The sequence below is a fragment of the Actinospica robiniae DSM 44927 genome (assembly GCF_000504285.1).
GTDB classification, from domain to species: Bacteria; Actinomycetota; Actinomycetes; order Streptomycetales; family Catenulisporaceae; genus Actinospica; species Actinospica robiniae.
The window spans coordinates 9,603,034-9,626,173 of record NZ_KI632511.1 but is presented as its reverse complement, the minus strand read 5'-3'; the positions used below and the strand labels follow the sequence as shown (position 1 = coordinate 9,626,173).

At 71.5% G+C, this 23,140-nt stretch carries 22 protein-coding genes; 13 read left to right on the top strand and 9 right to left on the bottom strand.

The window, feature by feature from the left end; genetic code table 11:
- Positions 1 to 50: 50 nt before the first annotated feature.
- On the bottom strand, positions 51 to 1,226 hold the full coding sequence (locus ACTRO_RS41240) for a glycoside hydrolase family 3 N-terminal domain-containing protein (protein ID WP_245594639.1): 1,176 nt from the start codon (positions 1,224 to 1,226) through the stop codon (positions 51 to 53).
- A gap of 428 nt (positions 1,227 to 1,654) precedes the next feature.
- Complete coding sequence (locus ACTRO_RS41230; RefSeq protein ID WP_051452186.1) at positions 1,655 to 2,293, bottom strand: GNAT family N-acetyltransferase; 639 nt, start codon at positions 2,291 to 2,293, stop codon at positions 1,655 to 1,657.
- 87 nt (positions 2,294 to 2,380) lie between these two features.
- On the opposite strand from ACTRO_RS41230, the gene ACTRO_RS44650 reads away from it, so the two are divergent.
- The 3 genes from ACTRO_RS44650 to ACTRO_RS41215 all read left to right on the top strand — a co-directional run bounded on the left by ACTRO_RS44650 (position 2,381) and on the right by ACTRO_RS41215 (position 4,191).
- Entirely contained in the window at positions 2,381 to 3,205 is an 825-nt protein-coding gene (locus ACTRO_RS44650; RefSeq protein ID WP_051452185.1) for a HEAT repeat domain-containing protein, read from the top strand.
- A gap of 50 nt (positions 3,206 to 3,255) precedes the next feature.
- Positions 3,256 to 3,579 (top strand): DMT family transporter, encoded by a 324-nt coding sequence (locus tag ACTRO_RS41220; protein ID WP_034271930.1) that lies wholly within the window; start codon positions 3,256 to 3,258, stop codon positions 3,577 to 3,579.
- Positions 3,580 to 3,642: 63 nt separating this feature from the next.
- Positions 3,643 to 4,191, top strand: coding sequence for a hypothetical protein (locus ACTRO_RS41215; RefSeq protein ID WP_157436736.1), 549 nt, complete (start codon positions 3,643 to 3,645; stop codon positions 4,189 to 4,191).
- A 22-nt stretch (positions 4,192 to 4,213) separates the two neighbouring features.
- On the opposite strand, the gene ACTRO_RS41210 is transcribed toward ACTRO_RS41215, so the two are convergent.
- The 5 genes from ACTRO_RS41210 to ACTRO_RS41190 all read right to left on the bottom strand — a co-directional run bounded on the left by ACTRO_RS41210 (position 4,214) and on the right by ACTRO_RS41190 (position 8,832).
- Positions 4,214 to 5,395 carry an EfeM/EfeO family lipoprotein gene (locus ACTRO_RS41210; RefSeq protein ID WP_051452183.1) on the bottom strand — a complete coding sequence of 394 codons (1,182 nt, stop codon included), beginning with the start codon at positions 5,393 to 5,395 and terminating at the stop codon, positions 4,214 to 4,216.
- Positions 5,396 to 5,405: 10 nt separating this feature from the next.
- Entirely contained in the window at positions 5,406 to 6,284 is an 879-nt protein-coding gene (locus tag ACTRO_RS41205; RefSeq protein WP_034271928.1) for an alkaline phosphatase family protein, read from the bottom strand.
- Between the two features lie 231 nt (positions 6,285 to 6,515).
- Entirely contained in the window at positions 6,516 to 7,154 is a 639-nt protein-coding gene (locus ACTRO_RS49320; RefSeq protein WP_211244601.1) for a DUF6114 domain-containing protein, read from the bottom strand.
- On the bottom strand, positions 7,154 to 7,783 hold the full coding sequence (locus ACTRO_RS41195; RefSeq protein ID WP_034271926.1) for a DUF6230 family protein: 630 nt from the start codon (positions 7,781 to 7,783) through the stop codon (positions 7,154 to 7,156). Before ACTRO_RS41195 ends, ACTRO_RS49320 begins: the two co-directional genes overlap by 1 nt.
- Positions 7,784 to 8,034: 251 nt before the next feature.
- Positions 8,035 to 8,832, bottom strand: coding sequence for a TetR/AcrR family transcriptional regulator (locus ACTRO_RS41190; protein WP_063628171.1), 798 nt, complete (start codon positions 8,830 to 8,832; stop codon positions 8,035 to 8,037).
- 254 nt (positions 8,833 to 9,086) lie between these two features.
- Here ACTRO_RS41190 and ACTRO_RS41185 point away from each other — a divergent pair, with 254 nt between their 5' ends.
- The 5 genes from ACTRO_RS41185 to ACTRO_RS41165 all read left to right on the top strand — a co-directional run bounded on the left by ACTRO_RS41185 (position 9,087) and on the right by ACTRO_RS41165 (position 15,643).
- Positions 9,087 to 9,995, top strand: coding sequence for a hypothetical protein (locus ACTRO_RS41185; protein WP_051452182.1), 909 nt, complete (start codon positions 9,087 to 9,089; stop codon positions 9,993 to 9,995).
- 112 nt (positions 9,996 to 10,107) lie between these two features.
- Entirely contained in the window at positions 10,108 to 10,788 is a 681-nt protein-coding gene (locus ACTRO_RS41180; protein WP_034271924.1) for a hypothetical protein, read from the top strand.
- Between the two features lie 256 nt (positions 10,789 to 11,044).
- On the top strand, positions 11,045 to 12,625 hold the full coding sequence (locus ACTRO_RS41175) for an IS1182 family transposase (RefSeq protein WP_084315930.1): 1,581 nt from the start codon (positions 11,045 to 11,047) through the stop codon (positions 12,623 to 12,625).
- 152 nt (positions 12,626 to 12,777) lie between these two features.
- Positions 12,778 to 13,425: a hypothetical protein gene (locus ACTRO_RS41170; RefSeq protein WP_034271922.1), complete on the top strand. Its 648-nt coding sequence runs from the start codon at positions 12,778 to 12,780 to the stop codon at positions 13,423 to 13,425.
- Between the two features lie 151 nt (positions 13,426 to 13,576).
- Complete coding sequence (locus ACTRO_RS41165) at positions 13,577 to 15,643, top strand: phosphocholine-specific phospholipase C (protein ID WP_034279002.1); 2,067 nt, start codon at positions 13,577 to 13,579, stop codon at positions 15,641 to 15,643.
- An 85-nt stretch (positions 15,644 to 15,728) separates the two neighbouring features.
- Here the strand turns inward: ACTRO_RS41165 and ACTRO_RS41160 are convergent, their stop codons facing one another.
- Positions 15,729 to 16,889 carry an alpha-hydroxy-acid oxidizing protein gene (locus ACTRO_RS41160; RefSeq protein WP_034271920.1) on the bottom strand — a complete coding sequence of 387 codons (1,161 nt, stop codon included), beginning with the start codon at positions 16,887 to 16,889 and terminating at the stop codon, positions 15,729 to 15,731.
- A 129-nt stretch (positions 16,890 to 17,018) separates the two neighbouring features.
- On the opposite strand from ACTRO_RS41160, the gene ACTRO_RS41155 reads away from it, so the two are divergent.
- The 3 genes from ACTRO_RS41155 to ACTRO_RS41145 all read left to right on the top strand — a co-directional run bounded on the left by ACTRO_RS41155 (position 17,019) and on the right by ACTRO_RS41145 (position 20,971).
- Positions 17,019 to 17,699, top strand: a complete 681-nt coding sequence (locus ACTRO_RS41155; protein WP_034271918.1) for a maleylpyruvate isomerase family mycothiol-dependent enzyme — start codon at positions 17,019 to 17,021, stop codon at positions 17,697 to 17,699.
- A 74-nt stretch (positions 17,700 to 17,773) separates the two neighbouring features.
- Positions 17,774 to 18,685 (top strand): sigma-70 family RNA polymerase sigma factor, encoded by a 912-nt coding sequence (locus ACTRO_RS41150; protein ID WP_034271916.1) that lies wholly within the window; start codon positions 17,774 to 17,776, stop codon positions 18,683 to 18,685.
- A gap of 141 nt (positions 18,686 to 18,826) precedes the next feature.
- A complete protein-coding gene (locus tag ACTRO_RS41145; protein ID WP_034271914.1) occupies positions 18,827 to 20,971 on the top strand; it encodes a hypothetical protein in 2,145 nt (714 codons plus the stop codon).
- Positions 20,972 to 21,034: 63 nt separating this feature from the next.
- Here ACTRO_RS41145 and ACTRO_RS41140 read toward each other — a convergent pair whose 3' ends face one another.
- Positions 21,035 to 21,454, bottom strand: a complete 420-nt coding sequence (locus ACTRO_RS41140; RefSeq protein ID WP_034271912.1) for a nuclear transport factor 2 family protein — start codon at positions 21,452 to 21,454, stop codon at positions 21,035 to 21,037.
- 123 nt (positions 21,455 to 21,577) lie between these two features.
- Between ACTRO_RS41140 and ACTRO_RS41135 the strand changes: the two genes are divergently transcribed.
- Positions 21,578 to 22,195 (top strand): TetR/AcrR family transcriptional regulator, encoded by a 618-nt coding sequence (locus ACTRO_RS41135; RefSeq protein WP_245594638.1) that lies wholly within the window; start codon positions 21,578 to 21,580, stop codon positions 22,193 to 22,195.
- Between the two features lie 127 nt (positions 22,196 to 22,322).
- The gene (locus ACTRO_RS41130; RefSeq protein ID WP_084316926.1) at positions 22,323 to 23,063 is read left to right on the top strand and encodes an ArsR/SmtB family transcription factor; all 741 of its coding nucleotides are present in this window, start codon (positions 22,323 to 22,325) and stop codon (positions 23,061 to 23,063) included.
- The last annotated feature ends 77 nt before the right edge of the window (positions 23,064 to 23,140 follow it).

Sequence of the window (23,140 nt, the reverse complement as noted above, 5' to 3'; positions counted from 1 at the left end):
TGGACGCACCCTGATCTCCGGGTGCGTCCGGTGTTCCCGGCGTCGCGCTGTCAGCCGAGCTTCTGGCGCAGCGAGTTGACCCGGCCGACCGCGGCGTTGAAGGTGGAGGAGCTGAGCGTGCCGTTGTTCAGCGCCGCCGCGAGCGCCTGGGTCGCCTGCTCGCCCTGGTTCGGATCCTGCGAAGAGCACATGATCAGATCCATGCCCGCCTCCGCGGCGTCCACCGCGCGCGGGCCGGGGCCGCCGAAGGCCTTGAGCGCGCCGGCCTCGAGCGCGTCGGTGACCGTCACGCCGGTGAAGCCGAGCCGGTCGCGCAGCTCCTGCTGCACCACCACCGAGGACAGGCCCGCGGGCCGGCTGCTGAGCGCCGGGTAGACCGCCCAGGACACCATGACCACGTCCACGCCGGCCGCGATCGCCGCCTTGTACGGCTCCTCGTCCACCGAGCGCAGGCGGCTGAGCGAGGCGTTCAGGGTCACCGGCTCGAAGTCGGTGTCGGCCTTCGTGGGCGCGGTGCCCAGGCCTGGGAAGTGCTTGGCCGTCGCGGCCACGCCCGCGCTCTGCTGCGCCTTGATGAACGCGGCGCCCGCGGCGGAGACCACGTTCGGGTCGCTGCTGTAGGAGCGGCCGAACTGGTCGTCGAAGTCGCCGGGGCTGGAGAAGACGTCGAGCACCGGGGCCAGGTTCATGTTCAGACCGGCCGACTTGAGCGTGTTCGCCGCGCCGGTGCCGGCCTGCGCGGCGGCCGTGGCCGGGTTCGCGGACTCGCCGATCTGACGCTCCGTCTGGGCCGGCGCCCCGCCCTGGATCCGGCGGATCTCGCCGCCCTCCTGATCGGTCATGAGCAGCAGCGGCAGGTGCACCGGGCTCTGCGCGGCGGCGTCCTCGAGCTGCTTGACCACCCCGTCGAGCTGGCTGGTGCTCTTGATGTTCGGGCCGAAGAAGATCACTCCGCCCACCTCGCCCTCGCGGATCAGCTTGAGCAGCGAGGCCGGCGGGGTCAGCCCGGAGTACGAGTAGATCACCCGCTGCCCGGCCAGCTGCAGCGCCGAGAGCTTGGCGCTCGAGGACCCGGACGGCGACGAGGGGGCCGCGGAGCTCGCCGCGTTCGAGCTCTGCGCGGGGGCCGGCGAGGTCGCCGCGCTCGAGGCGCCGGAGGTCGGCGCCGGATTGCCGCTCGAGCAGGCGGCCAGCGCGCAGGCGGCCGTCAGCAGGACGGCAACCACCGGCCGGGGGCGGCGGCGACGGGAGTGGGGGCTGCGCACAAGGGCGCTGCGGGTGTTGATGCGCGTCTCCTTCGGTTCTCGAACCTTGTCTCGCCGGGGCCAGGATAGATCACGGCTCCGGACCGCCGGACCGGCTCGACGGCACGATCGCGGTGGGCCGATCGGGCAGCATGCTTCGCTCGGCCGGACTCGTCACAGACTCCATGACGGCCGGCGGCAGCGGACGGTTGAGTTCCGCGTCCCTACGGCGGACGGGCACGTCCTCGGCGCGGGCGACCGCCGCCGCGCGATAGCCCGCGCAGTGCGTATGCTGCCGCACTCCTCGGCCGCGCCCTGCCCGACCGCGCCGTCCCCGGCAGCCTACGGCACCACGGCCGCCGTGACGGCGGCACCCGCCGTGAGCCCGGCGACGAGCAGCTGACCGGCCGTCAGCAGACGTCGGACGACGAACCGGTCTGCGCGGATCCCCACTCCGTGCTCAGGATCGAGCCGATCCAGGTGTCCGCGCGGCCGCCCTGGGGCAGCGGCAGGTGCGCCCGCAGCGTGCCCTCCCGGGTGAACCCCAGCTTCTCCACCACCCGCCACGACGGCTCGTTGCCGACGACCGCGATCCACTGGATCCGGGCGAGGCGCAGGTACTCGAAGCCCCAGGCGCACACCACCCGCACCGCCTCGGTCATGTAGCCCTGGTTCCGCGCCCACGGCGCGGCCCAGTAGCCGATGTCCCCGGCTCCGCCGCAGGCCCGGCCCAGGTCCTTGAACCGGTGCAGGCCCACCGCGCCGAGCACCCGGCCGGTCTCGGCGTGCAGGATCCCGAAGACGACGTCGGTGCCCGCGGCCCGGCCGGCCGGCGCCACCGTGCGCACGAACTTCTCCGCGTCGGCCCGGGTGTAGGGGCCGGGCAGCGGCACATAGCGCTGGATGTCGGGATCCTGACAGGCTTCGGTGATCGCGTCGATGTGCTCCTCGCCCCAGGGCAGCAGGAGCAGGCGCTCGGATCTCAGCCGCACGTCGGAGAAACCGGGCCTCGACGGGACGCTGGGCTGTGTGGTGGCCTCACTGGACATGCGATCACCCTAGGGGCCCAATTCCGGCCTGGTCCAACGGAATGGACGGGTGCGCGCGGCGGCCGGGGCGGTGCCACACTTGAGGCCATGTCCACCTTGCCGATACCCGCCCAGCTCCTCGACGAGCTGCTCGACTACGACGACGAGGACGAGGAGTCGACCGCCACCCACTTCGACCGGATGGAGGACGTCTTCGCCCGGCTGGAGACCACCGCCAACCGGCTCGGGCTGGCCGCCGCGTTCTGGGCCGAGCCGGCCGAGCCGGTGCGCGCGCTCGGCTTCGATCTGCTCGCGGTACAGGCGCACCAGTTCGACTGGCATGTCCAGCCCTTGATCGACGCGGCGGCGGCCGTGGCGCTGACCGAGCCGGGCGGGGCCGGGGTGCGGCTGCGCCGGGCCGCGGCCAACGCGCTGGCGTGCGTGATCGACGACGCCCGGGTGCTCGACCCGCTGCTGCGCTTCGCCCGGGACCCGGACGCGAGCGTGCGCTGGCAGGTGGCCCGGGGCATCCCGGCCGTGGTCGACCCGCTGCCGCCGGAGGCGGTGCGGGTGCTCTCGGCGCTGCTGCGGGACGAGGACTCGGACGTGCGCGACTGGTCCGCGTTCGCGCTCGGCAGCCGGGAGAACGACACCCCGGAGCTGCGCGACGCGCTGGCCCGGCTGCTGTTCGACGTGGACCCGGACACGGCCGGGGAGGCCGCCTCCGCGCTCGCCCGGCGCAAGGACCCGCGGGTGCTGCCGGTGCTCAAGCAGATGCTGGCCCAGCCGGACGCCGGCTTCCTCTACTTCGAGGCGGCCGCCGAGCTCGCCGACCCGCAGCTGCTGCCGCTGCTCGAGAAGCTCGCGGCCGACGGCGTGACGGACTGGATGCTGCAGCGGGCGATCGAGGCCTGCTCGCCGGCGGTCGCCTGATCGGTCCTCCCGGCTCGCGGGCGGGGGCGGCGCAGCGGCAGGCTCGACGCATGGCGTGGCTCTTGGTCGTCTGCGCGGGTCTGCTGGAGACCGGCTTCGCGGTGTGCCTGAAGCAGTCGAAAAGCTTTACGAAGCTGTTCCCGACCGTGGGCTTCGTCCTGTTCGCGCTCAGCTCGTTCGGCCTGCTCACCCTGGCGCTGCGGCGGCTGGAGATCGGGCCGGCCTACGCGGTGTGGACCGGCATCGGCGCGGCCGGCACGGTGATCTACGGCATGGTCTTCCTGAACGAGTCGGTCTCCGCGCTCAAGATCGTCGCCATCGTGCTCATCGTGGCCGGGGTGGCCGGGCTCAACCTGGCCGGCAGCGTGCACTGAAACCCGGGCGCGAGGTGCCCGGAAGGCGCACGGAGCCGGCTCCGGTCCGGCTATTGTCGGCGCGTGGACGAGCGACGGGTGCTGCTGATCGGGCGGCGGGCGGCGGTGCTCACCCGGCTGGCCGGGGCGCTGCGGGCGGAGGGCATCGAGGCGGACCAGGTCCAGGACCCGGCCGGGGTGCGGGCGCGGGCCGGGTACCGGGTGGTCGCCTTCGGCCGGGCGGTGAAGCCGGCCGACCGGGAGCGGATCCGGCGGGAGTTCGCCGAGGCCGACCCGGAGGCGGTGTTCGTGGACGGCTACGCGCCGATCACCGAGCTGCTGGTGGCCCAGTTCGAGCAGGCGCTGGACCGCCGTCCGCTCGGCCGCCGCGCCGTCGTGGACGCCTCGGTGCGCGGCGGCATCGTCGATCTCGAACTGCGCAGCCCGTGCCGGCTGCGGATCACCGCGTACCGGCTGGACGCGCTCTACCGCACCCGCACCCGCGAGCTGTTCGACCGTCAGGTCGAGCCGGGCACCCATTCGGCCGCGCTCGACGCCCGCTCGGCCAAGGCGCGCAACGTGTTCGTGGTCATCCGCGCGGACGGCGAGACCGTGGCGTTGGCGGCGGGCTGAGCGGGCGTCGGGCGGCCGCGGGTCAGGCGGAGGTGCGCGGGTAGAGCAGGTCGGGCACCTCGGCCAGCGACTCGAGCAGCGCGCCGAGATCGGCGTCGAGGCGCTGGCGCTGCGCGACGCTGAGCGAGCCCACCGGGATCCACGAGCCCGCGCCGGTCCGGTCGGCCAGCAGGTCCGCCTGGAACGCGGCCAGCTGCGCCAGGGCCGTGCGCAGCAGAGCCGGGTCGCGCTGCTGGATCAGCGAGGCCAGGATCTCGAGCAGTTCGCCGGTGCCCTGCGCGTTGGCGTAGGTGGTGGCCAGCTCCGTGCCGCTGCCGTAGTCGGCGATGCCGGTGAGCTCGAACTGCAGCGCGTTCTCCAGGATCTCGTGGGTGCGCAGCGGCACGTCGCCGGGATCGACCTCCTCGCTCGGGAAGTCCTGGATCAGCCCATTGACGCTGGAGAGCAGGCCCTTGGTGAGCGGCCGCAGCGTGTCGGCGCCCGCACCGTGCCAGAGCCCGTATTCGATCGCGAGCAGGCCGGTCCAGTCCTTGTCGTGCACGCCGTCGGGCAGTCCGTCGGCCATGCCGTCGATCTCGCCGTCGAAGTCGCCGAAGGCGTTGTAGGCCGCGCCGAGCCTGGCGTAGTCGAGGTGCGCGACGAGCCAGTCCTTACGCGCCGAGGCGAGGTCACCTCGGGCGACGTCGGCGTCCAGGGTCTTGCTCGCGGTCAGCAGCGCGGGCAGCTGGCCGCCGATCCACTTGGTGTAGGCGGAGACCGCCGGTTGCATGTCGAGGTCCGGCAGCGGGACGTAGCCCGGCACCGCGCCGTCGTCCGCGCCGGAGACGCTGATCGGCTCGGAGGTGCCGATCTTGCCGTTGGAGAAGACGCAGCGCAGGGCGTAACTGCCCGCGCCGAGGTCGGTGGACAGCGCCACGGTCGCGTGCGGCGCGAGTGACTGCAGCTCGGCGTAGACGTCGTTCCCGGTGGCGGCGATGACGTATACGTTCACGAAGTCGCGGGAGTCGTCGGTCACCTGGAAGCGCACCGGACCGGCGGCCAGCCGCGCGGGCGGGGTGCCGCACGCGGTCAGGGCCACGGTCACCGCCGGGTCGGCGGCGGACGACGCGGTGAAGTGCGCGGCGGCGAGGGACCCCGCCGCCGCGCACGCGATCACCGCGCCCAGTGCGCCGATCCGCAGGACCGGTCGCGTGATGGGCGGCAATGTACTTCGCTCAGTTCCAGATGTCGGCGATGACGCTCGCGGAGGAGCTGGAGCCGACCTTGGTCAGGCCGTACATCTGCTCCAGGGTCGCCAGCAGGTTGTAGTGGTTGATCGTCTCGTCGTAGTCGCCGGTGGCCACGTGCTGGCCGACGATGATCGTGGGGATCTGGTTGTTCTCGGTGTAGTCGTCCTCGTCCCAGGTCACGATCAGCAGGCTGTTGTTGCTCTTGGCCCAGGTGGCGTAGGCGGAGAGGTTGTTCTTCAGCCAGGTGTCGGCGGCCGGGATGGTGCCGTCGTGCATGTCGTCGTTCAGGTTCGGGATGACGAACGAGACCGTCGGCAGGCTCGCGTAGTTCGAGGAGCTCGGGAACGAGGTGTAGGGCAGCGAGTCCGCGGTCGGGACGTTGCTGAAGTTGATCCACGGCGAGTGCTTGCGGGCGTACTTGCCGGAGGTGCAGGTGGTCGAGCCGGTCGAGGGCAGGCCCTCGGAGTAGCCCTTGAAGGTGTAGCCGGCCGCGAGCAGCTCGGAGCCGAGGTTGGCCGCCTTGCTGGTGACCGGGCAGGTGTCGGCGCTGAGGCCGTCGGTGGAGCCGCTGAACAGCGCCATGTAGTTCGGCTCGCTCGGGTGGGTGACGCCGTAGGACGCGGTGATCAGCGCGCCCGAGGAGGCCAGCGAGTTCATGTACGGCGCGCTGGAGTTGCCGATGATGTCGGAGTAGGAGTGGTTCTCCTCCATCACGATCACGATGTGCGCCGGGGTGGGCAGCGTGGCCGCGGCCGGCTTGACCGCCGGGGCGCCGCCGGCCGACGGCGCGAGCAGGAAGGCCGTGGCGAGGGCGACGGTGCCCAGCGCGGCGGCGGGCCAGGACGTGCGCGTGCTCAGACGCATGGATGCTCCGTGGGTAAGGGTGCAGACAGATGTCATCTGGGAGCATCGCCAGCGCAGGCACCAGGGGGCTGACGGGCGGGCGACCATTGCGTGAACAGCCGTCAGACGCTGCTGCGCGGCCGTGCCGGAACGGCGCCGCCCGCCCCGGTCGGGGGGCGGGCGGCTATGCCAGGGCCGTTCGATCGGTGATCTGGTGTTCGTGCCCTGGTTCGGCGCTGTTCGTACCCTGGTTCAGTGCGTGGTGGAGGGGCGGTACTGTTTCCCGCGCTTGCGCACGGGCCTCGGCCCGGCCTGCCAGCCGAACGCGAGCGAGCCGCCGATCACGCCGAGCAGCATGCCGAGGATGAACCCGCCCAGGTTCGAGGTCAGCCAGGTGCCGAGGGCGGCGAGTACGGCCAGCACCGAATAGAAGGTGCGGTGCTGCGGATCGAACAGGATGAGCAGACCGAGCAGTGCCAGCAGGCCGGGCACCAGATAGCCGGCCAGGCCGTAGAGGCCGAAGTGCATCACCAGGGCCATCGGCGCCTTGTAGGTGAAGATGATCTCGCCGCCGCCCAGCAACACGAACAGCCCGCCCCAGAACGGCCGGGAGCGGCGCCATTCGCGCAAGCCCAGCCGGGCGCGCCGGCTCCAGCGCGGTTGCGGCTCCCCGGCCCCGGCGGCGGGGTCGGCTTCCGCCTCGGCGGTCTCGAGGCGCGTGACGTCGATGCGCGCGGTCTCGGCCGCCTCGAGGCGCGTGGTCTCGGCGGCCGTGGCCGCGATACCCCAGGCGGGCACGGCCGCAGCCGGCTCCACGCCGGGTTCCCCCGCCGGCGCGTGGCCGTCGGGGGAATCGGCGCGTGCGCCTTCTTCGCGGGGATCGGACGTCATCAGCAGCCGTTGTCCGAGAAGCCGATGCTCAGGCCGGGCAGCGTGAACGAGGAGGCCGTGGTGGCCCAGTTGTCCTGCCGCAGGTTCTTGATGGTCACCGTGTCGGCCTGCTGGCCGAAGGTTCCGAGCGGGCCGGCGACCCCGGGGATCTCGTCGAGGGTGCTGGCGTCCTGGTCCACCGAGAGGTTGGTGAAGTTCGCGTCACCGGTGAGCGAGTCGGAGTCGACCACGAGGTCCGAGGCCTGCACCGGGGTGCTGCCGGCGCCGGCCCGGATCACCAGGTTGGCGAAGCCGATGCTCACGCTCTGGCACAGGTTGGTCAGTTGCGCCTGCTTGATCGCCGAGACGAAGACCAGTTCCTGGCCGTTGGTGTCCGCCAGGTTGGGCGAGCCGTCGGCGACGTTGTCGATGGCGCCGTACTGCTCCAGGCCGGTGCCGGTGAGCTGGTCGGCCGTGACCGTGAAGGGCATGCCGGATATGGAGAACTGCGCGGCGAGGACGCCTTGGGCGGTGAGGATCACCAGTGCGCCGCCGGCCAGGGTGGCGGGCAGGGCGAGCGCGGCGAATCGCCGCAACCGCACCCGGCCCTGCGTCCTGACCGCGGAGCTTGCGCTTTGTGTCGAACTCATTCGTTGCTCCCTGAGACGCACGACGATGGGCTTGGTCTCCGGCCGGAAACGGCCGGATTTCAGGGTTTTGCGAGGTGCGACGGGCGCGGGACGCCTGCGGCGATACGCGCGGCCGAGCGACAAGCAGGAAGTTACCCTCAAGTAAGCACTGGGTCAAGGTTATGAGAAAACTCGCCGGAGTTTAATCTTTTCGCGCAGGTGAAAGCGCCATTGATCGATCAACGCGGAGCTGATCGGCCATCAGCTTTCACTTATGACTCAGTATCCTGATCAGCCGCGAGGAACAACGGCATGCACGGCAGCACCACCCGTGGCCGGGAGCTCGAGCCCGGGCGCGGCGGGTGCGCGTCGGCCAGCCCGAACGGCGCGGTGACGAAGTAGGCGAGCACCGGCATCAGCTCCGGCAGCGCGCTCGCCCGGCCGGCCGCGATCCGCTGGTAGATGGCCGAGTACACCCCGCCGATCACGGTGTCGATCAGCTCGGCCCGGTCCACCGGCCCGGGCGGCTCGGGCGCCTCGGCGAAGAAGCGGCGGAAGCGCCAGAGCAGCTCGGCCCGCTTGCGCCGGGCGGCCGGGCCGGCCGCCTCGATCTCCACGATGGCCATCGCCGCGAAGGCCGGCGCCCCGGCCAGCACCTCCAGCAGGATCTCCAGGTTCTCCCAGGCGGCCGAGCGCCAGTCGCCGGCGTGCGCGGCGTAGGCCGCCTCGAGCACCTCGAGCAGCAGGTCGGTGCCGTGGGTGTAGGCGGCCAGGAAGGCCCCCTCCTTGCCGTCGAAGTGCTCGTAGAAGGCCGGCCGGGTCACCCCCGCGGCCCGGCAGATGTCGGTGACGGTGGCGTTGGCGTATCCGTGCTCGGCGACGGTGCGCACCAGCCCGTCGTAGAGCCGGTCGCGCTGGGTGGCCAGCACCAGCTCCCGCGGCACCCGGCTGGGCCCGCGCTTGATGGCGCGCTCCGGATCGCGTCCGTCGCGGCCCCCGGGCAGCCGCAGCGGCGCCCCGGCCTCACCCTGGTTCGAACGCTCATTCGCAGTCACGGTGGAAGCGGTCACCGCCAGATCCTTTCTCGCCGCGCTTGACGTGAAAACCTGTCGGGTTTAAAACTCTCTCAGGCAATGTTACCGGCGGGTTAATGATCGTGGAGCGTCGCCGACCCGCTCGCCCCGAGGACTTCAGGCGGGGCGGGCCGCCACGCCGCAATCGATACCGATTATGACGCGGACTCGGCGTTTTTCCAGCCCGCGACCACCATCACCGTGCACCACCTCTGATGGTACCCATCGTCGATCAGGGAGTGCGAACATATATGCGAGTATGGAGAACTTTCGCGGGCTCCGGCACCGCGGCCCTGCTGCTGGCCGCCGGACTGGCCGGGCCCGCGTCGGCCGCGGCCGCCCCGACCGGCCTCTACGCCGGCATGGGCACCTGTCCGCTCACCTCGTCGCAGCTGCAGAGTGCGAGCAGCGCCGAGGTCGGCTGCGCGGTCGCGACGATCGGCGGCGGCTCGATCACCATCGGCGGCATCAGCGTCCCGCTGACCGGCACCATGACCTCCAAGTTCGGCTTCTACTGGCCGAACGACGGTCCCACCGTCACCTTCCCCGACGGCAACAGCGCCAACGTCTTCAGCACGGTGGCCCCCACCGACGGCAACGAGCTCAGCGGTCCGGTGCTCGACGTGCCGATCCCGGGGCTGTCGAACTACGTGCCCGGACTCACCAGCGCCTTCGTCCAGGTCTCGCTGGCCGGCCCGATCACCCAGTTCGCGCCGCTGTCCACCGGTGAGGACTACCCGCTGTTCGAGCTGCCGCTCAAGTTCCACCTGTGGAACGCGTTCCTCGGCACCAACTGCTACGTCGGCTCCAACAGCGCGCCGATCCTGCTCGAGCCGACGGCCGGCACCACCGCGCCGCCCGCGCCCAACAAGCCGGTCACCGGCGACTCGGGCACGGTCTCGCTCAACTCCGACCCCAACGGCTTCAGCACCCTGATCGTCGGGTTCTCCGGCGCCACCCTGGTGGACAACTCGTTCTCCGTGCCCGGCGCCTCCGGCTGCGGCATCATCCCCAACTCGGCCAACTGGCTGGTGAACCTGCTGTTCGGCCTCGGCTCCGCGGCCGGCCACAACAGCGCGACCCTGACGAACGTGAGCACCTCGCTCGCGGCCGACTCGTCCGTCTCCGACCTCACCGCCGCGATCAAGGCCTCTGAATGACCTTCGCCGGCGGCCGGCCCGCCCCCGGCCGCCGGCACCCCCCAGACCTCCGTCCGAAGAAAGACCGCCCGCACGAGCGCAAGCCTCTATCCGATGGAAGGGAAGCATCCTCATGTCCCAGCGCCGTCTCGCCGTCCTCGGCGTCGCCGCCGCCTCAGCCACGGCACTCGTCCTGTCCACCTCGCCCGCCTTCGCCAGCAGCGGCGACGTGCTCTCCGTCACCGCGGCCAACCCGAGCGGCACGAACGTCGCCGTCGGCGACACGCTCACCGGCTCGCTGGCCTCGGGCACCACGAACTCGTTCTCCTTCACCAGCGGCGGAAAGACCGTCACCATCGTCTGCTCCGCGGCGTCGATGTCGGCCACCGACTCCTCCAACCCGGCCGCGCCCGGCACGGCCAACCTGAGCATCGGAACCCTGACGTTCACCAGCTGCACCATCAGCGGGATCTCGGGCGTCACCGTCTCCAGCGTCAAGCTCAACGGCGCCGCTTCGGCCAACGTGACCTCCTCGCCCAAGGACTTCAACGTCACCGCGCTGGACGAGCGGGTCGCGCTGAACAACGGCCTCGGCGTCGTGAACTGCGACTACGGCACCAACTCCACCCACGCCCCGATCGTGGGCACCATCGCGAACCCGCCCACCGGCAAGATCTCCTTCACCAACCAGACCGTGTGGCTGCTCACCGGCACGAGCGTGTGCGGCGCCCCCGGCTCGACCGGCCTGTTCAACATGACCCTGGGCAACGTGGTCGACCAGACCCAGAGCAACGGCCTGCTCTTCGCCAACTGACGCTCCTTGATCAGCCTACGGTGATCTAGCGCGCGTTTGAGAAGTATCGCCGGGGCCGCGACGCCTGCCACGCACGCTCGCTGCGTTGCCGGAGCGGTTACAGACGAGGCGAGTATGCGCCCGCCCCGGCGCCTTGCGAGCGCACGCGTCAGACGCCGCGGCCTGATCCGACGCTACTTCTCAAACGCGCCCTAGAAGCGTCATGAAAATCATGCATTCTGGCCCGGCCGCGTAGCGGCCGGGCCAGAATGCTGTCATGCAGGGTGAGTGGACGGGTGAGCTGGTCGGGCCAGATGTGTGGGCGACGTGCCGGGAGCTGATCCCGGCCGGGAGCGTGTTCGCGTTCCTGGCCGAGCACCGGGAGGCGTTGTTTCCGGCGGAGATGTTCGCGGACATGTACCCCTCGCGCAACGGACGTCCCTCGATGCCTCCGGCGATCCTGGCCGCGGCCGTCACCCTCCAGGCCCTTAACGGCCACTCGGACTTCGACACTGTCCAGGAGCTGCGCTGTGACCTGCGGTGGAAGGCCGCGTGCGGGCTCGGGCTGTATGACACCGGGTTCGACCCGTCGCTGCTGGCCTACTTCCGCCGACGCCTGTCGCGCTCCGCGGACCCACAGCGGATCTTCACCGCCGTGCGCGCGGTGGTGGCCGAGACCGGGATCCTCAAGGGCAAGGTGCGCCGGGCGCTGGATTCCACCGTGCTGGATGACGCGGTGGCCACCCAGGACACCGTCACCCAGATCATCGCCGCGATCCGGCGCGTCGCGCGCGAGGTGCCCGGTGCCGCGGACGTGGTCGCGGCCGTGTGCACCGCGCACGACTACGCCGATCCCGGGAAACCCGCGATCGCCTGGAACGACCCGCAGGCCCGGGCCGAACTCGTCGACGCGCTGGTGACCGACGCGATCCGGCTGCTGGTGGCCCTGCCCGAGCGCGAGCACGGCCCCAAGCCCGCAGACGCCCTCGGCCTGCTCGCCCTCGTCGCCGGCCAGGACGTCGAACCCGCGGAGGACTCCGACGGGCGCGACGGGCGCTGGCGCATCACCCGCGGCACCGCCGAGAACCGCGTGATCTCCACCGTCGATCCCGAATCACGGCACGTGCACAAGACCCGCACCCACAAGCAGGACGGATACAAAGCCCACCTCGCCATCGAACCCGAGACCGGGATCTACACCGCCCTCGCCATCCGCCCGGGCTCCGGGCCCGAGCACCACGAGGCCGCCGTCGCCCTCGACCTGATCAACGAAGACGACCAGGCCACCGGCCTGGACCTGTACGGCGACACCGCCTACAGCAGCGGGAGCGCCAGCGCCGCCCTGCTCGAGCGCGGACACCGCCTGTTCCTCAAACCCGCGCCGCTGACCACGGCCGTACCCGGCGGCTTCAGCCTCGACGACTTCGCCATCGACACCACCGGACAGGTCACCTGCCCCGCCGGGCACACCATCCCGCTCACTCCACCCAGTGGAATCCACCATCAGCGCAAAGCGGTCTTCGACCAGTGCCCCACCTGCCCGCTGCGCGAGCAGTGCACGAAAGCGAAGGCCGGCCGGGTGCTGACCATCCGACCCCACCACGACCAGCAGACCGCCGCCCGACGCCAGGCCACCACCGACCCCGACTGGCAGGCCGCCTACCGCCGCTGGCGCCCACCCGTTGAACGGGCCGTCGCCTGGCTCGTCGCCGGGAACAACCGCCGCCTGCGCTACCGCGGCACCATCCCCAACAACACCTGGATCCACACCCGCGCCGCCGCCCTGAACCTGCGCACCCTCATCAACCTCGGCCTCACCCGCACAGACGGAGCCTGGCAGCTACCCACACCAGCGTGAACAAGCGAGCGGCGGGCCGGCTACGCCAGGCCACCACATCAGAACACGAAGATTTTCATGACGCTTCTAGATCCACCGCCGCGGCCCGGCCGCGCGCCCCACGGGAGGCGCGGCCGGGCCGCGGCCTGAAGCGAAGGGATTCGCCTCCCGCCATGACCCTCTCCCGCACCCGCGCCCTGAGCGGCCTGTGCGCCCTGCTGGCCGCCTGCGCCGCCGTGTTCACCGCGGCCCCGGCCCAGGCCGGCACGGCGGTGCTCACCACCTCGGCCGGAGCCGTCGCCGTCGGCGACTCGCTGAGCACGGTCGGCAGCACGACCTTCAAGTTCGGCTTCAACAACAGCATCACCCTCGCGTGCGGCAAGGTCGGCGTGGTCGCGCAAACAGCCACGAATCCGACTTCGCCCGGCAGCGCCGCTCTGAAAATCGTTCAGCTGGGCGTCTCCGGCTGTACGCTCAGCGGCACCACCGACACCCTGCAGAGCGTCACCCTGTCGGGCACCGGCGTCGCCGTCGTCAGCGACGGCAGCCCGCTGAAGCTGACCGTCACCGCGATCACCGTGGTCATCGGCCTGAACAACGGCATCGGCACCTTCGACTGCGACTTCGCCACCAACTCCGCCCTGAGCCCGATCGTCGGGATCATCGTGAACCCGGGCGGCGGAGGAACCGGCGGCTCGATCACCTTCACCAACCAGACCGTGCACCTGCTCGGCGGCACCTCGTTCTGCGGATCGAGCGGCCTGTTCAACGGCGTGTTCACCACCCCGCTCGACGGCGCACTGCCGGTATCGGTGAACTGACTCCGCGCGTCTCCCGGGGACGGCGGCCCCGCCCCCGGGTACGTTCCGTAACCTGTCCAGACAGGTTGTTCACACAGGCTTCGGCAGCTCTTCGCCGGGGCTTCCCTCCCGGTCCTCCCCCGCGGGAAGCGTGATCAGCACACTGGTCCGCATGCCCGCGAACCCCGACCGCCGCCGTTTCCTCCAGCTCACCGGAGGCACCGCGGCCGCCTCCATCCTCTCCTCGTCCATCGCCAAGGCCGCCGCCGTCCCGGCCGCGCGCCGCACCGGCAGCCTCGAGGACGTCGAGCACATCGTCGTGCTGATGCAGGAGAACCGTTCCTTCGACCACTACTTCGGCACGCTGCGCGGGGTGCGCGGCTTCGGCGACCCGCGTCCGGTGACGCTGCCGAGCGGACAGAGTGTGTTCCACCAGCAGGACGAAGCCGGCCGGACCCTGCTGCCGTTCCACCCGAGCGCGCAGAACCTGGGCCTGCAGTTCCTCGAGGACCTCCCGCACGACTGGAACTCCACCCACCTCGCCTGGAACAACGGCGCCTACGACCGATGGCTGCCGAACAAGGGCTCGACCACCATGGCCTACCTGGAGCGCGCGGACATCCCGTTCCACTACGCCCTGGCCGACGCCTTCACGATCTGCGACGCCTACCACTGCTCGCTGATGACGTCCACCGACCCGAACCGCTACTACCTGTGGACCGGCTACACCGGCAACGACGGCAAGGGCGGCGGCCCGGTGCTGGACAACGCCGAGGCCGGCTACGACTGGACCACCTACCCCGAGCGCCTGCTCGAGGCCGGGGTGAGCTGGAAGGTCTACCAGGACCAGGGCACCGGCCTGGACGCCGACGGCTACTGGGGCTGGACCTCGGACGCCTACATCGGCAACTACGGTGACAATTCCCTGCTGTACTTCGACAACTACCGCCAGGCGCAGCCCGGCGACCCGCTCTACCAGGCCGCGCGCACCGGCACGGACGCGAACGGGGACGGCACGCTCGACTTCTTCGACCTGCTCAAGGCGGACGTGCGCGGCGGCCGGCTGCCTCAGGTCTCGTACATCGTCGCGCCGGAGGCGTTCTGCGAGCACCCGAACTGGCCGGCCAACTACGGGGCCTGGTACATCGCCCAGGTGCTCGAGGCGCTGACCGCCGACCCGGCGGTGTGGAGCAAGACGGCCCTGTTCATCACCTTCGACGAGAACGACGGCTTCTTCGACCACGCCGTCCCGCCGGTGCCGCCGGCCTCCGCGTCGCAGGGCGCTTCGACGGTCGAGGTGGCCGACGAGCTGTTCCCGGGCAGCGCCGCCTTCGTGGCCGGGCCCTACGGCCTCGGCCCGCGCGTGCCGATGCTGGTCGTCTCGCCGTTCTCCACCGGCGGATTCGTCAACTCGGAAGTCTTCGACCACACCTCGGTGATCCGCTTCATCGAGAAGCGGTTCGGCGTGCACGAGCCGAACATCTCCGCTTGGCGCCGCGCCGTCGTGGGCGACCTGACCAGCGCGTTCGACTTCGCCAAGGACGGCGGGAAGATCCCCGAGCTGCCGGACACCGCCGCCTACCGGCCCGCGGACCGGGATCGGCACGACGACTACGTGCCCACGCTGCCGACCGGTGCGCAGACACTGCCGAAGCAGGAGCGCGGCGTGCGCCCGGCCCGGCCGCTGCCCTACGCGCTCGCCGCCGACGCGCGGGTGACCGGCAAGGGCCTGACGGTCGATTTCGCCAGCCACGGTTCGGCCGGCGCGGTCTTCCACGCGACCTCGCGGACCGACACATCAGGGCCCTGGGACTACACGGTCTCGGCGGGCAAGCGGCTCGAGGGCGACTGGGCCGTGCCGAGCGGATCAGCCTACGAAGTCAGCATCACCGCCCCGAACGGCTTCCTTCGCGAGGCCAAGGGGATCGCTGTCGCAGGCCTCGAAGTCCAGGCCACCGCGGCCCAGGACGGCAGCGGCGTACTGCAGATCCGGCTCGTGAACAACGGCAGGGCCGCCGTGCGCGTGACGATCACCGACGCCTACGGCAACGACTGCGGCCACGGCTCGCGCCTGGCCGCCGGCGGCCGGGACGAGCTGTCGATCCGCACCGACCGCGCCCACGGCTGGTACGACGTGCACATCGGCGTGGAAGGCGACGCGAACTACCTGCGCCGCCTGGCCGGCCACGTCGAGACCGGCCGTGCCGGCAACAGCGACCCTGCGATCGCGAACTCGTAGAGTCGCCCCGTCCTGCGGGCCCGTCCCCGGTACCTGAGCCGCCGTGGGTCGGGCCCGCGCTTCACGTTCGCGCGCCGCAACGGGCTCAGCCGATGCGGCGCAAGGCCTCGCGGGTGAGTGAATCGAGGGTCGGGTAGCCGTCCACCGCCATGATCAGATCCGCTTCGGCCAGCATGCCGCGCAGCACGTGCGTCACGCCCTTCTCCCCGCCGAGCGCCAGACCGTAGGCGTACGGGCGGCCGAGGGCCACCGCGGTGGCGCCGAGTGCCAGAGCCTTGATGACGTCGGCGCCGGAGCGCACGCCCGAGTCGAAGATCACCGGCGCGCCGTCGGCGGCGTCGACCACGTCCGCGAGCACGTCCAGGCTGGACAGACCCCCGTTGGCCTGCCGTCCGCCGTGGTTCGAGCAGTAGATCCCGTCCGCGCCGGAATCCCTGGCCTGCCGCACGTCTTCCGGGTGCATCAGGCCTTTGAGGATGATCGGCAGCGAGGTCAGGCTGCGCAGCCAGGGCAGGTCTTCCCAGGTCAGCGGATTGCCGAAGACGCCGGCCCAGTGCACGATCGCCGCGCCCGGGTTCGCCTCCGGCGGCTGGGCCAACCGGGAGCGGAAGACCGGATCGGTGAAGTAGTTGGCCAGGCAGTGCCCGCGCAGCTGCGGGAAGTTGCCGGTGGACAGGTCCCGCGGCCGCCAGCCGGTGATCCAGGTGTCCAGGGTGACCACGATGCCCTTGAACCCGGCCGCCTCCGCCCGGTGCACCAGGCTCTCGGCCAGCTCCCGGTCGGTGGGCGTATAGAGCTGGAAGAAGCCCGGCGTCTCGCCGAGCGAGTCCGCCACCTGCTCGAGCGGGTCGGCCGAGAGCGTCGAGGCGATCATCGGCACCCTGGTGGCCGCGCTCGCCCGCGCCGTGGCCAGATCGCCGTGGCCGTCCTGCGCGCAGATCCCCAGCACGCCGATCGGCGCGAGCAGCAGCGGGCTGGGCAGCTGCAGGCCGAACAGATCCACGCTCAGGTCCCGGGCCTTGGCGCCCACCAGCATCCGCGGCACCAGCCCCCACCGCGCGAACGCCGCGACGTTCTCCCGCTGCGTCGCCTCGTCCCCGGCCCCGCCGGCCACGTACGACCACACCGACGGCGCCAGCGCCGCCTCAGCCCGGCGCTCCAGCTCCGCGAACGCCATCGGCAGGTCCGGCTGCACGCCCTGCAAGCCGTTGAAATAGATGTCGATCTGGTAGTCGCCGTAGGCCATTCGCCCACGGTACCTCCGGCGGGCGGCACCGGCCAGGCGCGAAGCAGGCTGCTGCCGGCACGGGGAACGAGGCCGACTAGGGCTGCGCGGCTGTTCTCGTCGAAGTTACTGCGCGGTAGGATCCGGGCCATGGATACGGCTGAGGCTTACTGCACCGTGCGGGCGCGCCTGATCGAGCTCGCCGCACAGCTGACCGACGAACAGGCCGCCGCCGCGGTCCCCGCGCTCCCGGCCTGGACCGTCCGGGACACCTACGCGCACCTGACCGGCGTCTGCGCGGAAGTGGCGAGCGGGGTGCTGCGGCGCCGGGCCACCGACGAGGACACGGCGCGTCAGGTCAGCGAGCGCGAGGACCGCACCCTGGCCGAGCTGACCGCCGAGTGGGACGGGCTCGCGCCCGCCATCGACGCGCTGATGAGCGGCCCTGACGGCATCCGCTACGGCCTGATGGCGGCCGACGTGTGGAACCACGAGCAGGACATACGCGGCGCGCTGGGCCTGCCGGTGACGCGGCAGGAAGCGGCGTGCAGCGGGGTCGCGGCCTTCATCGCAGGGCTGCTCGACTATCAGTGGCGCAAGGCCTCGCTCGCCCCGGCCGTGCACTTCTCGACCGTCGAGGGCGGCGCATGGCAGGTGGGCGCGGGCGAACCCGCCGTCCGCCTGAGCTCGACCGACTTCGAACTCAACCGGCTGCTGACCGGCCGGCGCAGCCGGGCCCAGATCCTCGCGCTGGACTGGACCGGCGACGTCGAGCCGCTGATCGATCGGCTGCACCTGTTCGATCTGCCGTTGATCGACTTGGACGTCTGACCGGGCGCGCCGTCACATTCTCCCGGCCGCGTCCGTCATACAGCTGACGAACGCGGATGGGAGAATGGAAGACGATGAGCGACCACGGGAATCAGGAACTGCTCGCGCAGCGCTTCGAGGCCGATCGGGCCCGGCTGCGCGGCGTCGCCTTCCGCATGCTGGGATCGACGGCCGAGGCCGAGGATGCCGTCCAGGAGGCTTGGCTGCGGCTGGACCGGGCCGACACGAGCGACGTGGCGAACCTCAGCGGCTGGCTGACCACCGTGGTCGCGCGGGTCTGCCTGGACCAGCTGCGCAGCCGCAAGTCCCGGCGCGAGGACCCGGTGGGCGTGGGCCCGGCCGAGGACGAGATCCCCGCCGCGCCGGACCTGCCCGACGGGCTCGGCGACGATCCGGCGCACCAGGCTGAGCTGGCCGACTCGGTCGGGCTGGCCCTGCTGGTCGTGCTGGACATGCTCACGCCGGCCGAGCGGCTGGCTTTCGTGCTGCACGACCTTTTCGCCGTGTCCTTCGACGAGATCGCGCCGATCGTGGAACGCACCCCGGCGGCCGCTCGGCAGTTGGCCAGCCGCGCGCGGCGGCGCGTGCAGAATTCGCCGCGGGCCGAGGGCGAGGCCGACCGGTCCCGGCAGCGCGCCGTGGTGGACGCGTTCCTCGCGGCTTCGCGCGGCGGGGATTTCGAGGCGCTGCTGACAGTGCTCGACCCGGATGTCGTCTTCCGCGGCGACCAGAACGCGGTCGCCCTCGGCGGTCCGGCCGAGCTGCGCGGCGCGCACGCGGTGGCGCAGTCGTTCTGCGGCCGGGCCGACGCGGCGTTCCCGGCGTTGCTCGACGGCGAGCTCGGTCTGATCGTGGCGCCCAAGCCGGACCGGGTGCTGCTCGTGCTGCGTGTGACGATCGGCGCCGACGGCCGGATCGCCGGCCTCGACGCGGTGGCCGACCGCGCCTTGCTCGACGCCATGGACCTGGTGCGGCTCGACGGCTGACCCGGGTTCACCTTTCGAACTCTGCGATGCCCGGGCTATCGTTTTGTTATCGGGCTTTCCTATCAAGAGTCGATCTCCCCCGAGTAGCCTACGAGCGCGGATTCATCCGCTACCACCGTTCAGGTTGAGGGGGAGCAAGACATGTCAGGCTCAGAGCCTGCGGACGCGTCCGACCGGACGGCCGCGGGCAGTGCACAGACCGGTTCCGAGGCGTCGCCGACGCCCGAATCGGTCGAGACGATCGGAACGGCCGCCGCGTCAGGGTCCGCCGACACGTGGGCCAGTCCGACCGCGGCGCCGACGGCGGACGCGGCCGCGCCGACCATGGCGGTGCCGCTGGCCCAGCCGCAGTTTTCGCAGGCTCCGAACGGGCCGATCCCGCCGCAGCAGATGCCGCCGAACCAGCCCTTTTACGCCGGCTACGGGCAGCCGTACATGTACCAGCCGTCGCCCGAGGAGATCCAGGCCGCGCAAGCGGCGGCCAAGCACAAGCGCAAGCGCAGGCTGTGGACCTCGGCCGCGGTCGTGGCCGTGGTCGCGCTGGTGGGCGGCGGCGTGACGGTGTACGCGACCGAGCGCCACGGCAACTCCAAGGTCAGCGCCGTCACGTGCGCGCCGGCCAAGCTCTCCTCCTGCCTGATCCTGCAGCCGGCCGGCGCCGAGCAGCTGACCGACTCGCCGAAGTGGGATCAGACCACCGTCCCGACGACGAGCACGTTCGGCGCGAACATGACGGCCGACGCCAAGGGCATGGCGGATCAGACCTCGCTCATCGTGGACACCGACGTCACGAACGCCCTGGCGCACACCGACTGGAACGCCGTCGACGGCGACGACGTCGACATGGTGCTGCTCAAGTTCGACACGATCGAGGGCGCGCAGAGCTGGAACGCGACCCGCAACGGCGAGATCCTCGCCGCCTACCCCGGCCAGTCCGTCGCCATCCCCGGCGACTCGGCCGAGAAGGCGCACGCCGCGACCAAGGCCGACGCCAAGGGGAACTTCCACGCGGCCTACTCGGCCGTGGTGGGCGACATCGTGCTGAACCTCTCGTACTCGAGCCCGAACAGCTTCGACCCGGCGGACCTGGAGAACTGGGCCGGCACCGAGCTGAGCTCGCTGTGGTCCGCGCCCACTCCCCCGAAGGATCCGGCCGACTCCGGCGGGAACGGCACCCAGACCCTTTCCTGCGCGAGTCTGGCGGTGTGCCTGCCCAAGGCGCCCAGCGGATTCGAGCCCTGGATCGACGCGCCGAAGGGGTGGCCCCGCGGCTCGATCCTGACGCCGAAGCAGTACGTCGGCTACGCGTACCTTGCGTCCGACGTCTCCGCCGTGGAGGACAACTTCTCCACCTACAACGTCACCGGCGTCGGACACGCCGACTGGTCGAACGACAGTGGATATCAGCAGGCGGATATCTACTTGATCCAGACGCTCACGGAGACCGGCGCCCAAACGTTGTACGGCGACAACTTCGGCGAGCCGAACTGGTCCGACGGCCAGAAGGGGATCAGCTACACCATCCCCGGCGAATCGGATGCGCAGGCCTGGTACACCGACAGGAAGGACGGTAACGGCTTCATCGAACTCTTCTTCAGCGCGCGCATCGGCAACACCATCGTCCAGGCCTGGACCTGGTTCTACGGCTCGCTGAACAAGAGCGTGGCGAACAAGTGGGCCAGCTCGACGATCGACAAGGTGAAGGCCACCTCGTCCCAGCAGCAGATCGGCCAGCCCTCGCTCAACGCCCCCGCGGTCAAGACTCCGGCTCAGGGCTCGTGCTCCGCTTCGGGCGACTGCCTGATGGCCCTGCCGGCCGGCAGCACGGACACGACTTCGGGGTCCACGGTGGCGGGCAACAAGGCCGTCACCGCCATGGAGTACTCGACCGGCTTCGAGGGCGCCTTCGGCATGCAGTACAACACCTGGCTGACGGCGGACGGCTTCCAGAGCGCGGAACACCGCGCGTGGAGTTCCGGCGGGGCCAAAGCCGAGGGGGCGCTGGTGAAGTTCGGCTCGCCGGCTCAAGCGCAGGCGGCCGCAATGCTCGAATACGGGCTCGGATCCGAGAACGGCCGCATCTGCACCCTGAGTTCGGCCACCAACGCGTTCTGCACCGCGTCGGCAGTCAGCGTGGCCGACTACTACGCGATGGAGACCGTCACCGTGACGGCGTGGAAGGGCGACTACGAAGTGCGGGTCCAGGTGACCGCCTCGAACCAGGCTGAGGTCGCCCAGGCCTACGCCTGGGCCGAGCAGCAGCTGGCGATGCTTCCGGCGAGCTGATCGGCGTCAAGCGCACGCGTCCGGCCGGTCCGCCCTTCCCGGGGCGGGCCGGCCGGACGCGTCTCACAGGCCCAGTTCCTTGGTCAGGTCGCCGACTTCGAGCGGGTTGCCGTAGTCGCGGGCCCAGGCGATCAGGCCGTCTTCGACCCCGAAGACGGAGATGTAGCCGAGGCTGAAGGCGCGGCCGGTCGCGGCGAGGGTGCCGTGCACCCGGTACTCGGCGATCACAATGCCCGGGTCCTCGGTGCCGTGCACGGTGACGTCGCGCACGTCGTCGAAGCGCCAGAGCGGCTCGGCGGACTTCATCCGGGCCCTGATCCGCTCGCGCCCCTCGCTCACCTGCGGCACGCCGTCGGGGTTGAACGGGATCTCGATGCGCACGTCGGGGGCGTACAGGTCGGCGAGCTCGTCCCTGGTGCCGTGGGCGACGGTGTGCAGGAACTGCTCGATGGTCTGGCGCGGGGTGCGCGCGGCAGCGGACATGCCGATCTCTCCTCAGCTCGAATAGAATCGGAACGTTTGCCCCGGTTAGATAACCGGAACGATCGCCCCGCTTTTTACTATACGGAACGAGCGCCCCGCTTGTCGAGAGGACCAGTCCCCGCCGTGACCAGTCGTGCCCGCAGCAACGCCCCGGCCGAGACCGGACCCGAGGCCGCGGCCCGGCCCAAGCCGTTGCGCGCGGACGCGGCGCGCAACCGCGCCAAGGTGCTCGACGCGGCCCGCGCGGCGTTCGCCGCCGAGGGCATCGCCGTGCCGCTGGACGAGATCGCCCGCCGGGCCGGAGTCGGCGCCGGGACGGTCTACCGGCATTTCCCCACCAAGGAGGCGCTGTTCGAAGCGGTGGTGGCCGACCGCCTCGACGCGCTGGCCGCGCAGGCCGATGCTGCGCTGACGGCCGAGGACCCGGGCGCGGCGTTCTTCCACTTCTTCGACTCGATGCTCGAGGACGCCGACGACAAGAAGGACCTCGCCGACGCCCTGACCGCGGCCGGGGTCGGGCTGAGCCCGGAGACGCTGGCCTCCGCGGCGCGGCTGCAGAACGCGCTCGGCGCCCTGCTCGACCGCGCCCTCGCGGCCGGCGCCGTCCGGGCCGGGCTCACCGTCGAGGATCTGCACGCCCTGGCCGTCGGCGCACTGGCCGCGGAGAGCCGCGCGGCCGCCGGGCCCGGCCACCGGCCGGGCCGGCTGACCAGGCTGATCTGCGACGGCCTGCGTCCCTGAGCCCGCTGAGCCCGTCGTGACGGCCCCGCCCCTACGCTTCGGTGGACGCCGAAGCGACCCGGACGGAGGATGGGGTCTTGGGCAACGCCGTGGCGCACCGCCGCGGCCGCACGACGGGACGACACCGATGACACGCGTATCAGAGCCTGGATCCACGCTCGACCCGACGCGCTCCGCCGAGTCGGAGCGGCCGGTGGCCGGCCCGGACGTGGCGGCGCTGGCCACGCTGCTGGCCGACAGCACCCGGGCCCAGTTCTGCCTCGCCCTGCTGGACGGGCGGGCCTGGACCGCGGGCGAGCTCGCCCGGCACGCCGACGTGGCCGCCTCGACCGCGACCGAGCATCTGAACCTGCTGGTCGACGGCGGGCTGCTGGAGCAGGAGCGGCAGGGCCGGCACCGCTATCTGCGGCTGGCCGGGGAGGACGCGGCGGAGCTGATCGAGCACCTGGCCGTGCTCGCGCCGCGGCGGACCGAGCCCAAGCACACCCTCAGCGTGGCCAACCGCAACCGGGCGCTGGCCCGCGCCCGCACCTGCTACGACCACCTGGCCGGCAGCCTCGGCGTGGCGATCGCGGACGCGATGACGCAGCAGGGCCTGCTGGACTGGTCCCAGGGCCTGGCGCTGACCGACCAGGGCGTGCGCTGGCTGGCCGAACTCGGGCTGGAGCTGCCCGCGGGCACCCGGCGCCCGCCGGTGCGCTCCTGTCTGGACTGGACCGAGCGGCGCCCGCACCTGGCCGGCTCGCTCGGCGCCGGGCTGTGCCGCTTCGCGTTCGAGCACGGCTGGATCACCCGGATCGGCAGCGGCCGGGCGGTGGCCGTGACGGACGAGGGCGCCGGGGCGCTGCGGACCCGCTTCGGCATCTGACCCGACCGCGCCGGCCGGGCCCTGGGCGGCGCGCCCGCCGGGCCCGGCCCGGCCGCCCGGACTATCCTGGCCGCCAT